The 19,114-nt window shown below is 65.1% G+C and carries 16 protein-coding genes; 11 read left to right on the top strand and 5 right to left on the bottom strand.

The genetic code is table 11. The features are described 5' to 3' along the window. The first annotated feature begins 79 nt into the window (after positions 1–79). The 5 genes from hpnI (at position 80) to H8F01_RS19320 (ending at position 5,538) form a co-directional block, all read left to right on the top strand. Positions 80–1,273, top strand: coding sequence for a bacteriohopanetetrol glucosamine biosynthesis glycosyltransferase HpnI (gene hpnI / locus H8F01_RS19340; RefSeq protein WP_222615681.1), 1,194 nt, complete (start codon positions 80–82; stop codon positions 1,271–1,273). A gap of 68 nt (positions 1,274–1,341) precedes the next feature. Then, complete coding sequence (gene hpnJ / locus H8F01_RS19335; RefSeq protein WP_187056646.1) at positions 1,342–2,769, top strand: hopanoid biosynthesis associated radical SAM protein HpnJ; 1,428 nt, start codon at positions 1,342–1,344, stop codon at positions 2,767–2,769. A gap of 22 nt (positions 2,770–2,791) precedes the next feature. After that, positions 2,792–3,622 carry a hopanoid biosynthesis-associated protein HpnK gene (gene hpnK / locus H8F01_RS19330; protein WP_187056645.1) on the top strand — a complete coding sequence of 277 codons (831 nt, stop codon included), beginning with the start codon at positions 2,792–2,794 and terminating at the stop codon, positions 3,620–3,622. Beyond that, the gene (locus tag H8F01_RS19325; protein ID WP_187056644.1) at positions 3,619–4,638 is read left to right on the top strand and encodes a lysylphosphatidylglycerol synthase domain-containing protein; all 1,020 of its coding nucleotides are present in this window, start codon (positions 3,619–3,621) and stop codon (positions 4,636–4,638) included. The genes hpnK and H8F01_RS19325 overlap by 4 nt, the downstream gene beginning before the upstream one ends. A gap of 9 nt (positions 4,639–4,647) precedes the next feature. After that, a complete protein-coding gene (locus H8F01_RS19320; RefSeq protein WP_187056643.1) occupies positions 4,648–5,538 on the top strand; it encodes a ferritin-like domain-containing protein in 891 nt (296 codons plus the stop codon). A gap of 17 nt (positions 5,539–5,555) precedes the next feature. Here the strand turns inward: H8F01_RS19320 and hpnA are convergent, their stop codons facing one another. Then, positions 5,556–6,533 (bottom strand): hopanoid-associated sugar epimerase, encoded by a 978-nt coding sequence (gene hpnA / locus H8F01_RS19315; protein WP_187056642.1) that lies wholly within the window; start codon positions 6,531–6,533, stop codon positions 5,556–5,558. A gap of 338 nt (positions 6,534–6,871) precedes the next feature. On the opposite strand from hpnA, the gene H8F01_RS19310 reads away from it, so the two are divergent. The 6 genes from H8F01_RS19310 to H8F01_RS19285 all read left to right on the top strand — a co-directional run bounded on the left by H8F01_RS19310 (position 6,872) and on the right by H8F01_RS19285 (position 15,528). Then, the gene (locus H8F01_RS19310; protein ID WP_187056641.1) at positions 6,872–8,005 is read left to right on the top strand and encodes a phytoene/squalene synthase family protein; all 1,134 of its coding nucleotides are present in this window, start codon (positions 6,872–6,874) and stop codon (positions 8,003–8,005) included. Beyond that, positions 8,002–10,002 (top strand): squalene--hopene cyclase, encoded by a 2,001-nt coding sequence (gene shc / locus H8F01_RS19305; protein ID WP_187056640.1) that lies wholly within the window; start codon positions 8,002–8,004, stop codon positions 10,000–10,002. The genes H8F01_RS19310 and shc overlap by 4 nt, the downstream gene beginning before the upstream one ends. Then, a complete protein-coding gene (locus H8F01_RS19300; protein WP_187056639.1) occupies positions 10,002–10,736 on the top strand; it encodes a phosphorylase family protein in 735 nt (244 codons plus the stop codon). The genes shc and H8F01_RS19300 overlap by 1 nt, the downstream gene beginning before the upstream one ends. 77 nt (positions 10,737–10,813) lie before the next feature. Continuing rightward, positions 10,814–13,426: an MMPL family transporter gene (locus H8F01_RS19295; protein ID WP_187056638.1), complete on the top strand. Its 2,613-nt coding sequence runs from the start codon at positions 10,814–10,816 to the stop codon at positions 13,424–13,426. A 25-nt stretch (positions 13,427–13,451) separates the two neighbouring features. After that, positions 13,452–13,814, top strand: coding sequence for a copper resistance CopC family protein (locus H8F01_RS19290; RefSeq protein WP_187056637.1), 363 nt, complete (start codon positions 13,452–13,454; stop codon positions 13,812–13,814). A 58-nt stretch (positions 13,815–13,872) separates the two neighbouring features. Next, on the top strand, positions 13,873–15,528 hold the full coding sequence (locus H8F01_RS19285) for a copper resistance D family protein (RefSeq protein WP_187056636.1): 1,656 nt from the start codon (positions 13,873–13,875) through the stop codon (positions 15,526–15,528). Positions 15,529–15,546: 18 nt separating this feature from the next. Here the strand turns inward: H8F01_RS19285 and H8F01_RS19280 are convergent, their stop codons facing one another. The 4 genes from H8F01_RS19280 to H8F01_RS19265 form a co-directional block, all read right to left on the bottom strand. After that, entirely contained in the window at positions 15,547–16,485 is a 939-nt protein-coding gene (locus H8F01_RS19280; protein ID WP_238481059.1) for a polyprenyl synthetase family protein, read from the bottom strand. A gap of 20 nt (positions 16,486–16,505) precedes the next feature. Continuing rightward, positions 16,506–17,714: a 1-deoxy-D-xylulose-5-phosphate reductoisomerase gene (ispC, locus tag H8F01_RS19275; protein ID WP_187059380.1), complete on the bottom strand. Its 1,209-nt coding sequence runs from the start codon at positions 17,712–17,714 to the stop codon at positions 16,506–16,508. A 2-nt stretch (positions 17,715–17,716) separates the two neighbouring features. Then, the gene (locus tag H8F01_RS19270; RefSeq protein WP_187056635.1) at positions 17,717–17,992 is read right to left on the bottom strand and encodes a hypothetical protein; all 276 of its coding nucleotides are present in this window, start codon (positions 17,990–17,992) and stop codon (positions 17,717–17,719) included. A gap of 170 nt (positions 17,993–18,162) precedes the next feature. Then, a complete protein-coding gene (locus H8F01_RS19265; RefSeq protein WP_425490121.1) occupies positions 18,163–18,942 on the bottom strand; it encodes a ferredoxin--NADP reductase in 780 nt (259 codons plus the stop codon). Positions 18,943–19,114 lie beyond the last annotated feature (172 nt).

Below are 19,114 nucleotides of genomic sequence, written 5' to 3'. Positions count from 1 at the left end.
GTCCTGCCAACAGGAGGCATCGCCACCACCCACCAGCGGGAGGGGTATTCACGAAGCGCATGCAGTAAGTTTGCAACCAATGGTGGACTGCGCTCGAACCGACTTCATGCCGCCTTATCCCGCCGATTCATCGCTGCTTTCCTGGTCCGGCATCGCACTGGCCCTGTGCGCCACGGCGTATGCATGCCTGAGCCTCTGGGCCTGGTTTCGGTGTGCTCGCATGAACAAGCATCGGCGAGCGGATGTGAACGATCAGGCAAGCCGCCCCGTCAGCCTGCTCAAACCATTGCATGGCGCCGAACCGCGCCTCTACGAGAACCTGCACAGCTTCTGCGATCAGCGTTACGCCGACTATGAACTGCTTTTTGGCGTGCACGACCCGGAGGACCCCGCCATCGCCGTGGTGCAACGCCTGCAGCGCGAGTTCCCGCAACGCCCCATGGCACTGGTGATCGACCCCACGGTGCACGGCGCCAACCGCAAGGTCAGCAACCTGATCAACCTGCTGCCGCACGCGCGCCACGACTGGCTGGTGCTGGCCGACAGCGACATCAGCGTGACGCCGGATTATCTTGCGCGTATCACCGCACCATTGAACGACCCACGCACGGGCATCGTGACCTGCCTCTACCACGGCATGGCCGGCGGCGCGCTCAGTGCGCGCATGGGCAAGCTGTTCATCGACGACTGGTTCGCGCCCTCCGTGCGCCTGTCGCACGCATTTGGCTCCACCCGCTTTGCCTTCGGCTCCACCATCGCCTTGCGGCGCGATGCACTGGAAGCCATCGGCGGCTTCGAAGCCCTGAAAGACACCCTGGCTGACGATTTCTGGCTGGGCGAACGCACGCGCCGGCTGGGCCTGCATACCGTGCTGAGTGACGTCGTGGTGGGTACCGACGTCACCGAAACCCGCCTTGCCAGTCTCTGGGTGCACGAGCTGCGCTGGCTGCGCACCATCCGGGCCATCTCGCCAGCGGGATTCTTCTTCAGCTTTATCTGCTTCACCTGGCCCCTGCTGGTGCTCGCTCTCCTGCTTTCGCCCTCCGTGCCTTGCCTGATCGTCGCCCTGCTGGGCGTCGCGGCGCGCATCGCACGCTACGCCGCCGGTTGGCAGGTCAACGCAAGATCTTCGCGCTGGCGAGACATCTGGCTCACCCCTTTCCGGGACGGGCTATTGCTGCTGGAATGGGCGGGCGCGCTGATCCGCTGGCAAGTGGACTGGCGCGGCCAGGTGCTGCATGCGCGCGACCACGCGCCGCCGCGGTATCCTTGAAGAAGAAAGAGTGTGATGAACAACTCATTGCAAACGCAGACCCCCTGCTGCAGGAGCTTGGCAATCCCATGAAGACGCTTTTTCTGCAAGCCCCTTCGTTTGACGGTTTCGACGGCGGCGCCGGCTCCCGCTACCAGGCCAAGCGCGAGATCAAGAGTTTCTGGTATCCCACCTGGCTCGCACAGCCGGCCGCGCTGGTCCCCGATTCGCGCGTGCTGGACGCTCCCGTGGAAGAGCTGTCGGTCGAAGACACCCTCAGCATTGCCAGCGTATACGACCTGGTGATCATCCATACCAGCACCCCCTCGTTCCCCACCGACGCGAAGTTCGCCGAGCTCCTCAAGGAGCGCAAACCCGGCATTCTCATCGGCATGGTGGGCGCCAAGGTGGCGGTGGAACCGGATGCCTCACTGCTCGCATCGCCCGCCATCGATTTCGTGGCGCGCGAGGAGTTCGATTACACCTGCAAGGAAGTAGCGGAAGGTCGTCACTTCAAGGACATCGCCGGCATCAGTTACAAGCTGGCCGACGGCAGCGTGCAGCACAACCCGGCGCGCGCCACCATCGAACACATGGATGACCTGCCCTTCGTGGCGCCGATCTACAAGCGCGACCTGAAGATCGATCGCTATTTCATTGGCTACCTGATGCATCCGTACGTGTCGATCTACACCGGCCGCGGCTGCCGCTCCAAGTGCACGTTCTGCCTGTGGCCGCAGACCGTAGGTGGACACCGCTATCGTGTGCGCTCGGCCGCCAACGTGCTGGCCGAGGCGAAGTGGATCAAGGAGAACATGCCCGAGGTCCGCGAACTGATGTTCGACGACGACACGTTCACCGACAGCTCCAACATGGATCGGGTGCACGAGATCGCGCGCGGCCTGCATGCCATGGGCTGGACATGGAGCTGCAACGCGAAGGCCAACGTGCCTTACGACTCGTTGAAGATCATGAAAGAGAACGGCCTGCGCCTGTTGCTGGTGGGTTACGAGTCCGGCGACGACCAGATCCTGCACAACATCAAGAAGGGCCTGCGCACCGACATCGCGCGCACTTTCACTGAAAACTGCCGCAAGCTCGGCATCACCGTGCATGGCACCTTCATCCTCGGCCTGCCTGGCGAAACCAAGGAAACCATCGCGCGCACCATCGAGTACGCCAAGGAAATCAACCCGCACACCATCCAGGTGTCGCTGGCCGCCCCCTACCCCGGCACTTCGCTGTACAAGCAGGCCATCGAGAACGGCTGGCTGGAGGAAAACACCTCGACGCACCTGGTCAATGACAAGGGCGTGCAGCTGGCCATGATCAGCTACCCGCACCTGTCCAAGGAAGAGATATTCCACGGCGTGGAAACCTTCTACCGCAGCTTCTATTTCCGCCCGTCCAAGATCTGGGAGATCGTCAAGGAAATGGCCGGGAGCTGGGAGATGACCAAACGACGACTGCGCGAGGGCGTGGAGTTCTTTCACTTCCTGCGTGCACACGAGGCGTGACCGCGCTGCACTCGCTGCACCGATGACTGCGCCACCGGCACCCTCCCAACCACGACTGATCGTCACGGCCGACGACTTCGGCCTGCACTCCGCCGTCAACGAAGCGGTGGAGCGCGGCTTTCGCGACGGCGTGCTGCGTGCGGCCAGCCTGATGGTCACTGCCCCTGCGGTGGCTGATGCCGTGGCGCGTGCGCGACAGCTTCCCGGCCTCGCCGTGGGCCTGCACCTGGTACTCGCGGACGGGCGATCCGCGCTGCCGGCACCGCACATACCAGCCCTGGTCGATGCGCGCGGATACTTCGGCGACAATATGGCGGGCGACGGCTTCCGCTTCTTCTTCCTGCCGCACGTGCGCAGGCAACTGGCGGCGGAGATTCGCGCCCAGTTCGAAGCGTTCGCCGCCACCGGCCTGCCGCTGGACCACGTCAACGCCCATAAACATTTCCATCTTCATCCGACGGTGCTTTCCTTGATGCTTTCCATTGGGCGCGACTTCGGTCTTCGCGCCGTACGCTGGCCAGCCGAACCGGGTTCCGGCCCCTGGCTGAAACCCTGGCTTGCGCTGATGCGCTACCGTTTGCGCCGCGCGGGCATGCGAACCAACGACCGCGTTTTTGGCATCCGGCACACCGGCGGCATGAACGAACAGGTGTTGCTGGACGTGCTGCAACACCTGCCGGACGGACTCAACGAGCTCTACCTGCACCCGGCCACGCACGACGAACTCACCCCCGCCATGGCCAGCTACCGGCACGCCGACGAACTGGCCGCGCTATTGTCGCCGCGCGTGCGGCAGGCAGTGGCGGAACATTGCCGGCTATGCCACGGCTTCAGCGATCCGGCGGCGGCATGAAATATGTCGTCTACATCGCCGGCCTGCTCGGGCTGGCTGCCGCGATCATCCTGGTGACGCACCAGAACTGGTCCGCCATCGAGAACGCGTTCAACCATGCAGGCTGGGCCCTGCTCTGGCTGCTGCCATTCCATGCCCTGCCGCTGTTTCTGGATGTGCTCGGCTGGCGCGCGCTGCTTGCGCCCAGCGACCCAAAGCGCAAGGCCGGCACGCCGTTCCTGTTCTGGGTCGCCACGGTGCGGGAGGCCTGCAACCGCCTGCTGCCGGTGGCCAATGTCGGCGGCGAGATCGTGGGCATCCGCCTGGTCAAGTGGCGCGGACTCGAGGGCGCCCCCGTGGCCGCCAGCGTGATCATGGAGGTGCTGCTGACCCTGGTCAGCCAGTACATCTTCGTGGCGCTGGGCCTGTTGCTGCTGATCGGCATGGCCGGGCATATCGGCACGCTCAATTCGGTGATCGGCGCCGTGGCAGCCTCACTGCCTTTGCCCATCGGGTTGATCTGGATACTGCGCCACGGCCAGCTGTTCTCGCGGCTGGAGACGTTCGCCGAGAAAATGCTGGGCGGCCCGTCGCGTTTCACCGAGCTGCTGGACGGTGCGCGGCTGGACGAGGAAGTGCGCAAGCTCTACAGCCGCCCGGCCCGCCTCGGCGTTGCCTGCGCCTGGCAGGTAGCCGGCTTTGTGGTCGGCAGTTTCGAAAGCTGGCTGGCCCTGCAGCTGCTGGGCTTTCCCATCTCCGTGTGGGACGCCATCGCCATCGAGGCGACCACCCAGGCGGTGCGTCACATCATCTTCTTCGTGCCGGCCGGGCTGGGCGTGCAGGAAGGCGGGCTGGTGCTGTTCGGCAACATCATCGGCCTGCCCGCCGACGCCGCCATCGCGTTGTCGCTGGTGAAGCGCGCGCGTGAGGTAGGCTTTGGCGTACCGGCCCTGCTGTCCTGGCAGTGGGCAGAAGCACATCGGATGCATCGTCGCTGGCTGACGCGCCGCAAGCCGAAGCTTTCCGAGACATCCTGAGAGGCAAGCATGCCCGATGACGCCGTAGCTGCCGCCGACCACACCATGCGCCACTGGGAGGGCGGCGAGCCTGGCCGCATCAAGGTCGGCTCGGAGGCCCACAAGCGGCTGTTCTGCCGGATGCTGCTGGACACGCACAACCCGTACAAACCCGCCGTGATCGACTGGCCGGCACTGGGACCCGATGCGCTTCACCGCATCACGTCCCTGCCTATCTGGGACATTGCCGTGCAGACCGAGGGCAAAGCCAAGCTGCGCGTCGCCACCTATACCCAGACCGTGAGCGATCCTCTGCTGCACGAAGCACTCACCATGGACGGCGACGAGGAAGCACGCCACAAGGTGGTGCTCAGCAAGATGGTGGCGGCCTATGGCATCGCACTGGCGCCCGAGCCGGAATACGAAGTGCCCAAGGACCCGGAATGGGGCTGGCTGGTTACCGGCTACAGCGAATGCATCGACAGTTTCTTTGCTTTCGGCCTGTTCGAGTCCGCCAAGCGCACCGGCTATTTCCCGGGCGAACTGGTGGAAACCTTCGAACCGGTCATGCAGGAAGAGGCGCGCCACATCCTGTTCTTCGCCAACTGGGTGGCGTGGTATCGCAAGCAGTTGCCGTGGTGGCGGCGCCCGGCCTTCGAGCTCAAAGTGCTGCGGGTGTGGCTGTTTCTGATCTGGGAACGCATCGGCATCGCCAAAGGCCTGGACGGCAACGGCGAAATGCAGGACGCCAACTTCACCCTCACCGGGCACGAACAGATAGGCCTGGACCTGAAACTGGGCGAGCTGCTGGACATGTGCCTGACACAGGACAGCTATCGCATGGGCGGCTATGACGAACGCCTGCTGCGCCCCACCTTCGTGCCGCGCCTGGCCCGCCTGGCCAGGCGATTCGTGAAATAGGTTCTACCCGCGTCGTTTCAGCGATGCAGGCTGAACCAGGCCACGGCATCCTCCAGCGCCAGTCGAACGGGCCCTGCCGCGTAGCCCAGCTCGCGCTCCGCCCTGGCACTGCTGAAGAACATGCGCTTGCGCGACATACGCACCTCCTCCACGGTAGCGATGGGCGGCCTGCCGGACAGCCGTGCCCAGGCTTCCGCGACGTACGCCACGGGCATCACCGCACCGTGCGGCAAGCGCCAGCGTGGCGGCGGGCGGCCCACGATCTCGGCAATCTGGAACAACAGGTCGCGCAGGCTGAGGTTGGCGCCGCCCAGCACATAGCGCTCACCCACGACGCCTTTGGCGAAGGCCAGCCAGTGCCCGTCAGCCACATCATCCACGTGCACCACGTTGAGCCCGGTGTCGACATAGGCGGGCATGCGCCCGGCCATGGCGTCGCGCACGATGCGCCCGGTGGGCGTGGGCTTGATGTCACGCGGCCCGATCGGCGTGGACGGGTTCACGATGACCACCGGCAAACCCTGCGCAGCGTATTCGCGCACCAACTGTTCGGCCAGGAACTTGGAGCGCTTGTAGTGACCGACCATATCTCCCAGGGACACCGGCGTAGCCTCGTCGCCGGGCGCACCATCCTTCGGAAGACCGAGCGTGGCGACACTGCTGGTGTAGACCACGCGCGCGACACCGGCGCGCCGTGCGGCATCCAGCAGGGCGCGGGTGCCCTCGACATTGGTCTGGTACAACTCCTGCGGACGCGGCGCCCACAGACGGTAATCGGCGGCCACGTGGAACAACGCATCGCAGCCATCGCAAATCCTTGCCAGCGACGACGCATCGGCGAGATCGCCTTCCACCACCTCCACGTTCAGGCCCAGCAGGTTGCGCCGGTCCGAACCCGGTCGCGCCAGCACCCGCACGTGGTGATCTTCGCGCAGCAATCGCCGCGCCACGGCGGAACCGACGAACCCGGTGGCACCGGTAACCAGTGACCTCACGGGCTAGACGCCAAGGTAAGTCCGACCATCGCCAGCATGGAATCTGGACACATCACGCCGCTATTCCCTGAACCCGGGGACGAGTGGGAGTTCATTATGTACGAATGACGCGCCCGAAGGCTTCGCTTCAGCGAACGTAACCGCTGGATGCCGCGCCACACCAGTGCCACTCGTGCGGCGCCCGCCTTCTGCAGGCTTTCCGACGCCCGATGGCCGCCTCTACGAACCGATGACATTCGCTCTGGTCAGATGGACAGCGTCCATCACGAACAGGGTGTTACCATGCCTCGGTCGCTGGTTTCTCTGTATGTGAATACTAAGAAGGCCGAGGCAAGCCCATGTTCGAAGCGAAACAAGCCGCTGCGATCTCCTTGAGCAACGCCAGCGCTTATCAGGAAGCCATTCTCCCCAAGGTGTCGCGAACGTTCGCCTTGACCATCCCGCAGCTGCCACCGGAGCTGCGCGACGTGGTTGCCAATGCGTACCTGCTGTGCCGCATCGCCGACACCATTGAAGACGAGCCCGTCTTCAGCCCCGAAGAAAAAGGAAACTACGAACATGCGTTCGTCGACGCCGTGATCGGTCGCGTCGATGCGCGCGAGTTTGCCGCGGACATCGCACCCCGGTTCTCGGATGCCACATCGGAAAGCGAACGCGACCTGATGTCCCACCTGCCACTGGTGCTGGAAATCACCGAGACGTTCAGTGCCTCGCAGCACGATGCCATCGTGGAATGCCTCAGCGTGATGTCGCGGGGCATGCACGATTTTCAGCGCGTGGTCGGCCTGCAGGGACTGGAAACCCAGCGCGACATGGATCGCTACTGCTACCACGTCGCTGGCGTGGTCGGTGAAATGCTGACCAAGCTGCTCATCGACTTCGAGCCTGAACTGGCACCGCAGTCACGCACGCTGATGCGCCTGGCCATTTCGTTTGGCCAGGGCCTGCAGATGACCAACATCCTCAAGGACCAATGGGAGGACCGCAGCCACGGCGTCTGCTGGCTTCCCCACGACGTATTCGCCCGTCACGGCGTGGAACTGCTTGATCTCTCCGCCGGGCGGCAAGACGCGCACTACGGAGACGCCATGATCGAACTGATCGGCGTGGCGCACTCGCATCTCTGCCGCGCGGTGGAATACACCCTGATGGTGCCGGCGCGCCATGCCGGGTTCCGCCGTTTCTGCCTGTGGAGCATCGGCCTGGCCGTACTCACCCTGCGCAACCTGCAGGACCGGCTGGACTTTTCCTCCGGCACGCAGGTGAAGGTATCCCGCGCAGCCGTTGCGCAGACCATCGGCCTGACACGACTCTCCGACAAGTACGACCCCGCCGTGCGCTTCCTGTTCGGCGCGGCCGCGCGCAAATTGCCGCTCACGCCGCTGGCCCCCGAGTGGGACATGCCGCAGGCAAGCAACGCGGCATGGCCCTGGCGAAGGGCCTCGGATTTCAAGAACGCCCGGTCGCTATGACGGATACGGCAGCCACGCTCACTCCCGCCGCGCTGCCACCAACGCGTCCCGTGCAACCCGAATCCGATCGCATCGAGCAGGCCATCGAACGCGCGCGTCGCGCGCTCATGGCGCGACAGAAACCGGATGGCCACTGGAGTTTCGAGTTCGAGACGGACTGCACCATTTCGTCCGAATACATCCTGATGATGCATTTCATCGATGAGATCGATGACGTGCTGCAGGAAAAGCTGGCGCGATACATCCGACTCAAGCAACGACTGGACACGCACGGCGGCTGGCCGCTGTACCACGACGGTGCACTCGACGTGTCCTGTACGGTGAAATCCTATTACGCACTCAAGGCCGCCGGCGATTCGCCCGACGCGCCGCACATGCGCCGTGCGCGCGAAGCCTTGCTCAGCCGCGGTGGCGCGGCGAAAAGCAATGTCTTCACCCGCATCCTTCTGGCCATGTTCGGCCAGGTGCCATGGCGCGCCGCACCGTACGTGCCCGTGGAAATCATGCTGTTTCCGCGTTGGGCGCCGTTCCATCTCGACAAGGTGTCGTACTGGGCGCGCAGCACCATGGTGCCGCTCTTCATACTCTGCTCGATGAAGGCGAAAGCAAAGAACCCGCGCAAGGTCGGCGTCCCCGAGTTGTTCGTGACACCGCCCGATCAGGAACGCCACTACTTCACCACCACCACCTTCGTCAGCAGGCTGTTCCTGGTGCTGGACAAGCTCGGGCGTGCGGTGGACCCGCTGATACCGACAGCGTTGCGGCGCAAGGCCATCCAGCGTGCCGAAGCCTGGTTCCTGCCGCGCATGAATGGCGAGGATGGCCTTGGCGCGATCTTCCCACCCATGGAGAATGCACTGGAAGCGATGGATCTGCTGGGTTACGCCAAGGATCACCCGGCCCGTGCCACCTGCCTGAAGTCACTGCAGAAGTTGATCGTGCATCGCGACGATGGCACGGCCTTCTGCCAGCCCTGCGTTTCACCCGTATGGGACACCGGCTGGGCGGCCATGGCGCTGCTGCGCGCATCGCCGGACGACGCCACGCAGCAGTCCGTGGCCCGCGCCATGGAATGGCTGGCGCCACTGCAGGAGCTCGAACTGAAAGGCGACTGGGCTGTACAGGCACCGGATCTCGCGCCGGGCGGCTGGGCTTTCCAGTACGCCAATGCTTATTACCCTGACCTGGATGACACGGCCGTCGTCGCCGGCCTGCTGCACGTCGCCGTGCGCGGTACGCCGCAGGAAGGCCGGTACCGCGAGCGCATCGAGCGCGCCGCGGACTGGCTGGTCGGCATGCAATCGGACAACGGTGGTTTCGCCGCCTTCGATCGCAATAACACGCACTACCACATCAACGACATTCCGTTCGCCGACCATGGCGCCATGCTCGATCCGCCCACGGAAGATGTGTCCGGGCGCGTACTGGCGTTCCTCGGCGTGATCGCGCGACCGCAGGACCAGCCCGCCATCGCGCGCTGCGTTGACTATCTGCGCGCCGCACAACGTCCCGATGGTTCGTACTGGGGACGCTGGGGCACCAACTACATCTACGGCACCTGGTCCGTGCTGGCCGGCCTCGCACTGATCGGCGAAGACATGCGGCAACCATGGATCCGCAAGTCCGTCGACTGGCTGGCAGGCAAACAGCACGGCGACGGCGGCTGGGGCGAAACCAACGACAGTTACTACGACGCCGGATTGCGCGGCACCAACGGCGGCGTCAGCACGCCGCACAGCACGGCGTGGGCACTACTGGGGCTTCTTGCCGCCGGTGAACACGACTCCGAGGCAGTAAGGCGGGGCATCCGGTGGCTGCTCGATCACCAGCAATCCCAGGGCGAACCCGAGGCGGACCTCTGGTATCACCCCAGCTTCAATGCACCCGGCTTTCCCCGCGTTTTCTTCCTGAAGTACCACGGCTATACCGCTTACTTTCCTCTATGGGCGCTCACCCGCTATCGCCAATTGCTCGCCCGCACGCGGTCGAACCCGTAATGCCGGGCACCGTGGGCATCGTGACGGCGCTCGCCGCCGAAGCGCACGCGCTGACACCGCGTTCATTGCGCGTGCGCGAAGCCACCCGGCTCGACGCGGGCAGCTCGATCTACCTGTCCGGCATGGGACAGGAAGCAGCCCGACTGGGCGCGCTGGCGCTGATCGAAGCCGGCGCGCAAGCACTGGTGTCCTTCGGTGTCGCCGGTGGGCTGGCGCCTGGATTGCGCAGCGGCACGCTGCTCTGCCCCGCCTGCGTGCTCGACGAACGCAGCCATGATTACCAGCCAGATCCATCATGGCGTGCCGCGCTGCTGCAGCGCCTTGCCGCGACGAACCTGCCGCTGATGGCGCAAGGCAGCCTGCTCAGCCTGCCTGTGCCCTTGCTTACCGCGACGGAAAAAGGCGCGATGCGCGAACGCCATCAGTCCTTGGCGGTGGACATGGAGAGCGCCGCCATCGCCAGGGTGGCCGACGAATACCGCATTCCGTTCGTCGTACTGCGCGCCGTCGTCGATGAGCGGGACGATCATGTACCCGCTGCCCTGCAGGCGGGCATCGATGCGTGGGGTCGGCCGCTCGCCGCGCGCATGCTGCTCGCCTTGCTGCGTCGCCCGCAACTGCTTGCCGAACTTCCCGGATTGGCGGCCCGCATGGGCAATGCTACGCGGACCTTGCGCGCAACCGCCAAGGCGGTCGGCGCGTCGTGGGGACGCGATGCGGCCCCGCCCTGCTAATCTCTCACCATCAACTCGGATGTCAGGCCGGGCTTTGACGGACGGCCGGCGACATCGAAGCCCGGAGGTCCCGCGGCGTGTTCAGAGCGATTCACAAAGGACTGGTTTTCGCGGTCGACCGCAGCGGTCGCTACCATTACGCCGTACTTGTACTGGCGGCGCTGCTCGTGGTGCTGAGCCTGTGGGGGGCGTCCAGACACCTGAGCATCGACACCGACGCCGACCACCTGTTCTCGGAAAAACTTCCGTGGCGACAGCAGAGCCTGGCCTTTGCCCGCCAGTTTCCCCAGTTCAGCGACACGCTCACCGCCGTGGTTCGCGCCCACACGCCCGAAGAAGCCCGCATCGCCGCGCAGGCGCTGAATGCCAGGCTGGTGGAAGACAAGCAGCACTTCCTCTCCTCGTCCACCCCGGGCATCAGCCCCTTCTTCAATCGCGAAGGCCTGCTGCTGCTTCCGCAGGACGAACTGGAAAGCACGCTGGACAGCATGCTCCAGGCGCAACCACTGCTGGGCCCGCTGGCCAAGGATCCTTCGGCACGCGGCCTGTTTCGCGGCATCGACCTGATGGTGGAAGGCGTGCGCCGTGGCATGGCCGACGACCTGTCCTCGTATGACGCCGCGCTGGGCAATGTGGCACAGACCATGGAAGACGCGGCCGCCGGCAAGAATGCGCCGCTCTCCTGGCAGGCACTGCTCACGCCGGACCTGGTGAACAGCAATGGCGGTCAGGAATTCATCCTGATTCACCCCGTACTGGACCACAGCGCACTGGAACCCGGGCAGGCCGCCACCAACGCCATGCTGCGGCTGGCCCATGAACTGCCCGAAGTGAAGTCGGGTCGCGTACGCGTCAACTACACCGGCTCGGTGCCGCTGGCGGACGAGGAATTCGCCGCGCTCACCGACCGTGCCGGCCCCATTGCCATCGGCAGCAGCCTGCTGCTGGTGTTCTGGCTGGTGCTGGCACTGGGTACCTGGCGACTGATCGTGCCCGTGCTGATCACGCTGATCGTCGGCCTGATCTATACGCTGGGTTTCGCGGCGCTGGCTGTGGGTCGCCTCAACCTGGTGTCGGTGGCTTTTGCGGTGCTGTTCGTCGGCCTGGCGGTGGATTTCGGCATCCAGTTCGGCGTGCGACTGCATGCCCGCCAGTACAGCGACCGCACCTTCGACGACTCACTGCATGAAACCGCCAACCGCGTCGTGAGCCAGGTCGGCCTGGCTGCCCTCGCCACGGCCTGCGGCTTCCTCGCTTTCGCGCCCACCGATTTCACCGGCGTGGCAGAGCTTGGCATCATCGCCGGCGTCGGCATGCTGCTGGCACTGCTTTGCACCCTGACCGTACTGCCAGCCCTGCTGCGCTTGATGTCGAAAGGCTCGCCGCATGCGGAGGTAGCGCTACCCGGCGGCGTTGCCGCCGATGGCTGGCTGAGCCGCCACCGCAAGGCCGTGCTCGCCGTATTCAGCGTGCTCGGCGTCATCGGCATCTGGTGCGCGGTGACCATTCCGTTCGACGCCAACCCGCTGCACACCAAGCGCGCCGATACCGAGGCGATGCGCACGCTCACCTCGCTGATGGAAGACCCCAACACCAACCCCTTCACCATGGACGTGCTGGCCAGGGACTTGCCCTCGGCCAAGTCGCTCAGTGAACGTCTCGACAAGTTGCCGGAAGTGGCGCAAGTGGTTTCCGGCGTCGACTTCGTACCCACCGGGCAGGACGACAAGCTCGAACAGCTGCAGCAGGCCTCCGACCTGATGTATGCCGTGCTGAATCCCGGCGAAAAAGAGGCCGCACCAACCGCCGACGAGATGCGCGAAGCCGCCAGGGACACCAGCGAAGGCATTGCCAGTGTGTCCGACAAGCTTCCCGCCAACTCGCCCCTGCGGCGCATCGGCAAGGCTCTGGCCGTGCTGGCGCACGGCAACGATCAGCAGATGGCCACGGCGAACCAGGCGCTCACGCAGTTCCTGCCATACACGCTGCACCAGCTCGCCGACTCGCTCTCTGCCCAACCCATCACGCTGCAGAGCCTGCCGGACGACCTCAGGCGCGACTGGTTCGCGCCCGACGGACGCGTGCGCGTACAGGTCACGCCGACCACCAAGGCGCAGAGCACCGCCGGCCTGCGCGATTTCGTGAAAGCGGTACAGCAACTGGCACCCGATGCCGCCGGCTCCGCCGTGGACACCATCAAGGCGGCCGACACCATCCTCATCGCCTTTCGCGAGGCCGCGATCTACGCCACCCTGGCCATCGGCATCGTGCTGATGCTGGTGCTGCGCCGTGTGCGCGACGCGGGCCTGGTGCTGGCCACACTGCTGATGTCGGCCCTGCTGACGGCCCTGCTCGCGCGGCTGCTTGGCATCTCCATCAACTTTGCCAACATCATCGCGCTGCCGCTGCTGCTGGGCGTGGGCGTGTCGTTCAACATCTACTTCGTGATGAACTGGCGCCACGGCATGCACCAGTTCCTGGGCTCACCCACGGCACGCGCCATCCTGTTCTCCGCACTCACTACGGGCACCGCCTTCGGCAGCCTGGCCATCGCAAGGCACCCCGGCACGGCCAGCATGGGCACCGTGCTCCTGCTCAGCCTGCTGGCGGTGCTGCTGTCCACCTTCGCCTTCCTGCCCGCGATGCTCTACTCGATCGGGGACTGCAAGCAGCCCATCAGCCAAACCTGACCTTCGACCATTCCGGAGTCACCGCATGCCGCTTCATTGTCGCGTCGCGATCGTCATTCTCGCCCTGCTCGCCAGCCTCAACGCCAGTGCGCACGCCATCCTTACCGAGAGCACGCCCAAGCTCAACGGCAGCGTATCCGCGGGGCACCAGGCGCTGGCGCTCAAGTACAACAGCAAGATCGACCAGGGCCGTTCCCGGCTGGTACTGATCGCCGCCGACAAAAGCGAAACACCGCTCGCCATCACCGCCCATGCGGACAAGCCCAACGAGCTGGACAGTGCCGCCGACCTGAAGCCCGGCACCTATGTCATCCGCTGGCAAGCGTTGGCGCTGGACGGCCATATCACGCGTGGCGATCTGCCCTTCACCGTGACGGCTGCGCCATAAGCGCAGCAGCAACCGTCTCCGCCGCCCTTACTCGCCATCACTGACCACCGGGGATTCCGTGGCCCTGCTTGTCGACATCTTCGGCTACCTGAGCGTCATCCTGCATGGGTTCGTGATCGTCACCCAGTCCATGATGCTGGGCGGCCTGCTGTTTCTGACGTTCCTGCTGCACCCGTTGTCGTCGCGCCTTTCGCAAGGCGAAATGCTCGAGCGGCGGGTGGTGCGCCTGACGCGCTGGAGCGCGTGGGGGCTGCTGCTGTCGGAACTGGCAACCACCGCACTGCAGGTATCGGTGCTGATGTCGACGGTCGACCTGCCGTTCACCAACGTGATGCAGGCGTCGTTCGCCGTGGCGGGCAGCATCAAGATGCTCTGCGCCCTGCTGATCGCGCTTTGTCTTGGCCAGCGCAGCATGGCGACGCCGTTGCCGCGCGCCCTCCTGCTGCTGGCCGGGCTGGTGGAACTGGCTGCAGCCACCGCCACCACGCATGCCTATGCGCGACTGGATCACAACGCCCTGCTGATGGCGGTGGAGGGCCTGCACCAGTTCGGCGCGGCCATCTGGATCGGCGCCATTCCCAGCTTCGTGCTGGTGCTGCGCCATCTGCAGGATGTCGACAGCCTGCGGCGGGTGGGTGTGCGCTTCTCGCGCATGTCCATGCTTGGCGTGGCCTGCATCCTGCTGTCCGGCATCACCATGTGGGTCTTCTACGTGGGCGATCTGCCGGGCTTTTACGGCACCGCCTATGGCGTGATGGTGGGTGCCAAGGTGGCCATGTTCATCGGCCTGCTGGGTCTTGGACTGGGCAACTTCCTTGTCACCGAACGCCTGCGCAAGGGACGCGATGCGTCGGTGACCCGCATGCGCCGTTTCGCCGAAGTGGAAATCGGCATCGGCTTCACCATCTTCTTTGCCGCCGCGTCCCTCACCTCCGTGCCGCCGGCGGTGGACCTGACCACCGACCGCGTATCGCTCCACGAGATCGCCGTGCGCAACGCGCCGGCCTGGCCACGCCTGAGTTCACCGGATCACGACACGCTCGCCATCTCGCAGCTGCAGACGCAGCTCGACCAGGACGCCGCGCGCGACCATCAGGTGGCGCAGGCGGCCACCACACCGGGCTCTGGCATCCTGCCGCCGCGCAACGCGGAAGACATCGCGTGGTCGGAATACAACCACCACTGGGCCGGCATTTTCGTCCTGCTGATTGGCTTCATGGCCCTGCTCAGTCGCGCCGGGGTGCGCTGGGCCAGGCACTGGCCCTTGCTGTTTCTGCTCATGGCAGCCTTCCTGCTGCTGCGCTCGGACCCGGAGGTATGGCCACTCGGCCAGGAAGGCTGGTGGGTAGCATGGCGTGACGTGGAAGTGGCGCAGCATCGCTTCTTCGTGCTGCTGATCATCCTGTTCGCCACGTTCGAGTGGTCGGTACGCACGGGCCGCCTGAAGAGCGAACGTGCGGCATGGGTGTTCCCGCTGCTGGTGGCCGTGGGTGGTGCCATGCTGCTCACGCACAGCCATCAGATTTCCAACGTGAAGGACCAGATGCTGATCGAGCTGACCCACACCCCGCTGGCGCTGGCCGGTGTGGCCGCGGGCTGGGCGCGCTGGCTCGAACTGCGCCTGCCCGGACGCGGCGGCCGCGTTGCCGGCTATGTGTGGCCGGCGTGTTTCATGCTGATCGGGGTGATCCTGTTGTGGTATCGCGAGGCCTGAGCGGCCTCGCGACCACGATCAGCGAATGCGGTGCACCACCATGCCGGCGAGGTCGTGCAGGTGCGTTGCCCGCGCGCCCAGCGGACGCAGTGCCTCACGCGCACGATCACCCAGCTTTTCCGCCAGCGCGCGTGACGCGTCCAGCCCGAGCAGCGAGACGTAGGTAGGCTTGTTGTCCTGGGCATCCTTGCCGGGCGTCTTGCCCAGCGTGGCGGCATCCGTGGTGACATCGAGAATGTCGTCGACCACCTGGAAGGCCAACCCCACGGCGCGCTGGTAATGATCCAGCGCGGCATGCAGTTCCGGGGACAGTGGCATGGGCCCGCAATGCGCCCCCATGAAGACTGCCGCACGCAGCAAGGCACCGGTCTTGAGCCGGTGCATGCGCTCGAGTTGCTCGCGCGAAAGGACGTGCCCCACACTTTCCAGATCGATCGCCTGCCCGCCCACCATGCCCTGCGAACTGCTCGCGCTGGCCAGCTCCCGCAGCAGCGCCACCTGTTGCGGCGGCGTGGCCGGCAAGTCGCCGATCACGGCAAAAGCCTGTGCCTGCAGACCATCCCCCACCAGGATGGCCATCGCCTCGCCATAGCGCACATGCACGGTCGGCTGCCCGCGACGCAGCAGGTCGTTGTCCATCGCGGGAAGATCGTCATGCACCAGCGAGTAGGCGTGGATCATTTCGATGGCGCTGGCCGCGCCGTCCAGAAGGAGCGAATCGGCATCCACCAGCTCGCCGGCCGCGTGGCACAGCAGTGCGCGCAGGCGTTTGCCTCCGCCCAGCGTGGCATATCGCATGCCTTCATGCAGCGTCGCCGGCACCGCATCGGCAGCCGGCAGGCAGCGCTCCAGCGCGCGCTCGGTGCGCTGCAGGATCTGTGGCATCCACACATCCAGCGGTTCCGGCTTCACGGAGAGGCCGGATGATGTGGCCTTCAGCTGAATTGCTTCACTCACTCGCTCATCTCCCCAACGCATCAAGGGTTGATCGCCGCTACGACATGGGCAGCCGGCAGTTGCGTCATGATCTGACGCGACACCACACGCGCAAGATCGTCGGCGGCAAGAATGTCATCCAGCGTTGCCGACGGAGCCAGCGCGGGCAAACGTTCCAGCGTGCGTTCGACCACCCGGGCGATATCGGTGAAGCGGATCTGCTCGCGCAGAAAGGCATCCACCGCCACTTCGTTGGCAGCGTTCAGCGTCACGCTGGCGGCGCAACCGTCACGCAATACCTGCAGCCCCAGCCGCAGGCACGGGAAACGCACCAGGTCCGGCGCGTGGAAACTCAGGTTGGCCATGCGGGTGAGATCCAGCGGCGCCACGCCGGAATCCACGCGTTCGGGATGCGCCATGGCGTGCGCAATCGGCGTGCGCATGTCCGGGTTGCCCAGCTGCGCCAGCACCGACTGGTCGGCAAACGTCACCATGGAATGGATCACGCTCTGCGGATGGATCAACACCTCGATGCGCTCGGGCGGCATGTCGAACAACCAGCGCGCCTCGATCACCTCCAGCCCCTTGTTCATCATGGTGGCGGAGTCGACCGATATCTTGCGCCCCATCACCCAGTTGGGGTGTTTGCAGGCCTGGTCGGGCGTGACGTCATCCAGCGTATCCAGCTCCCGATGCAGGAACGGGCCGCCCGAAGCGGTCAGGATCAGCCTCTCCACGCCACCACTCGCGCTGCGGCATGCCCCGGTTCCAAGGCACTGGAAAATGGCGTTGTGCTCGCTGTCCAGCGGCAACAACGTGGCGCCATGCTCGGCCACGGTGCGCATGAACAGCGCGCCGGACATCACCAGCGCCTCCTTGTTCGCCAACAGGATCTTCTTGCCCGCGCGTGCCGCCGCCAGCGATGACGCCAGGCCAGCCGCACCCACGATGGCTGCGACCACGGTGTCGCAGCGTGGCGCGCCCGCCACCACGCTCAGGGCCTGCGGTCCGTAGGCCACTTCGGTGGAAAGGCGCGCGGCGCGCAGGCGCTGCTCCAGTTCCGCAGCGCCTTCGGCGTCGGCCACCACAGCCACCTCCGGCAGGAAGGCGCGGCATTGCTCGAACAGCCGGTCGATCTGCCGGTGTGCTGTGAGTGCATAGACGCGGAAGCGGTCCGGATGACGCGCCACCACATCCAGCGTGCTGGTGCCGATGGAGCCGGTCGAGCCAAGTATGGAAAGACGTTGCATGCTCATCGCACGGTCTCCGCCACCACCGGAAGGGGATACGCACCGCGCTCGCGGCGTCCTTCCATGGTGGCCAAATCCACCAGAACCGGTTGCCGCAAGGCACGGCTCATCTCGCCGACCGAGGATTCAGGTGCCGATGCCCCGGCCATGAAGCCGATGGTACGCGCATCCACCCCCAATGACGGCCGCACCTCACTGCCATCGGCCAGCCGATGGCCTGGCATGTCCCACTGGCGCAACTGCGCCGATGCATCGTTGGTACTCAGCAACTCGTACACGACGGACTCTCCTCGGGGCTACCGGAGCCTCTATCCAGACGCTTTGTGGGTGGTACACGCGCCTGCCATGGCTTTGCGCGGCAACGACACTGCCTTAGCCGACGTGCTCGTGCGGATCCGGTGAGGTCACCGGACGCACCCGATCCGTCCTGCCTCCTGCATGCATGCCTTCAACGTTCAACGAAGGCACGCTCGATCACGTAATCTCCCGGCTCGCGCGTGCGCGGCGATATCTGGAAGCCACGCCCGTCCAGCAGGGCGCTGCTGTCGTCGAGCATCTCCTGTCCGCCGCACAGCATCACCCGGTCCGTGGCGGGATTCAGTGGCGGCAGTCCGGCGTAGTCGCTCATCCGCGCATCCACGATCGCATCCGTGAGACGCCCGCGATGACGAAAGGGCTCCCGCGTGACGCTGGGGTAATAGACCAGCTTCTCGCGTACCAGATCGCCCAGGTACTCGTGACGCGGCAACTGTTGTTCCAGGTATTCGGCGAAGACCAGGTCACTGACGCGACGAACGCCATGCGCCAGTACCACCTTGTCGAAACGTTCGTAGGTTTCCGGATCGCGGATGATGCTGAGGAAGGGCGCCAGCCCCGTGCCGGTGCCCAGCAGGTAGAGATGCTTGCCGGGCTTGAGGTCGTTCAGCACCAGCGTGCCGGTGGGCTTGCGACTGACGATGATGGGGTCGCCGGGCTTGAGGTGCTGCAGGCGGGACGTCAGCGGGCCGTTGGGCACCTTGATGCTGACGAATTCCAGGTGCTCCTCGTAGTTGGCACTGGCGATCGAATAGGCGCGCATCAGCGGCTTGCCTTCCACTTCCAGGCCCAGCATGACGAAGTGACCGCTGTCGAACCGGAATCCCGGATCGCGTGTTGTGCGAAAGCTGAAGAGACTGTCGTTCCAGTGATGAACGTCGATCACGTATTCCGTCGCCAATGCCACCATCACAACCACCGTTGCCAAGTGAAGAGATGCTTGCAAGCAAACAGACCAATCGACGCCAAGGAGACGTGTCTGGCGGGCGTCGCAGGGCTTGACCGTCATTGTCTAGGTACAAGTTTCAACAGGCCCTAGTCAATGCTTGAACGTGATGTCTTTCGTCTATTGCACGATTCGTGTA

It is taken from the genome of Dyella telluris (assembly GCF_014297575.1).
Classification (GTDB): domain Bacteria; phylum Pseudomonadota; class Gammaproteobacteria; order Xanthomonadales; family Rhodanobacteraceae; genus Dyella; species Dyella telluris.
This window is presented reverse-complemented; position numbering and strand designations above follow the sequence as displayed.

Excerpts from the sequence above, each read along its gene's own strand:
- hpnI (WP_222615681.1), top strand. The coding sequence starts at position 80 with ATGGTGGACTGCGCTCGAACCGACTTCATGCCGCCTTATCCCGCCGAT.
- hpnJ (WP_187056646.1), top strand. The coding sequence starts at position 1,342 with ATGAAGACGCTTTTTCTGCAAGCCCCTTCGTTTGACGGTTTCGACGGC.
- hpnK (WP_187056645.1), top strand. The coding sequence starts at position 2,792 with ATGACTGCGCCACCGGCACCCTCCCAACCACGACTGATCGTCACGGCC.
- H8F01_RS19325 (WP_187056644.1), top strand. The coding sequence starts at position 3,619 with ATGAAATATGTCGTCTACATCGCCGGCCTGCTCGGGCTGGCTGCCGCG.
- H8F01_RS19320 (WP_187056643.1), top strand. The coding sequence starts at position 4,648 with ATGCCCGATGACGCCGTAGCTGCCGCCGACCACACCATGCGCCACTGG.
- H8F01_RS19310 (WP_187056641.1), top strand. The coding sequence starts at position 6,872 with ATGTTCGAAGCGAAACAAGCCGCTGCGATCTCCTTGAGCAACGCCAGC.
- shc (WP_187056640.1), top strand. The coding sequence starts at position 8,002 with ATGACGGATACGGCAGCCACGCTCACTCCCGCCGCGCTGCCACCAACG.
- H8F01_RS19300 (WP_187056639.1), top strand. The coding sequence starts at position 10,002 with ATGCCGGGCACCGTGGGCATCGTGACGGCGCTCGCCGCCGAAGCGCAC.
- H8F01_RS19290 (WP_187056637.1), top strand. The coding sequence starts at position 13,452 with ATGCCGCTTCATTGTCGCGTCGCGATCGTCATTCTCGCCCTGCTCGCC.
- ispC (WP_187059380.1), bottom strand. The coding sequence starts at position 17,714 with ATGCAACGTCTTTCCATACTTGGCTCGACCGGCTCCATCGGCACCAGC.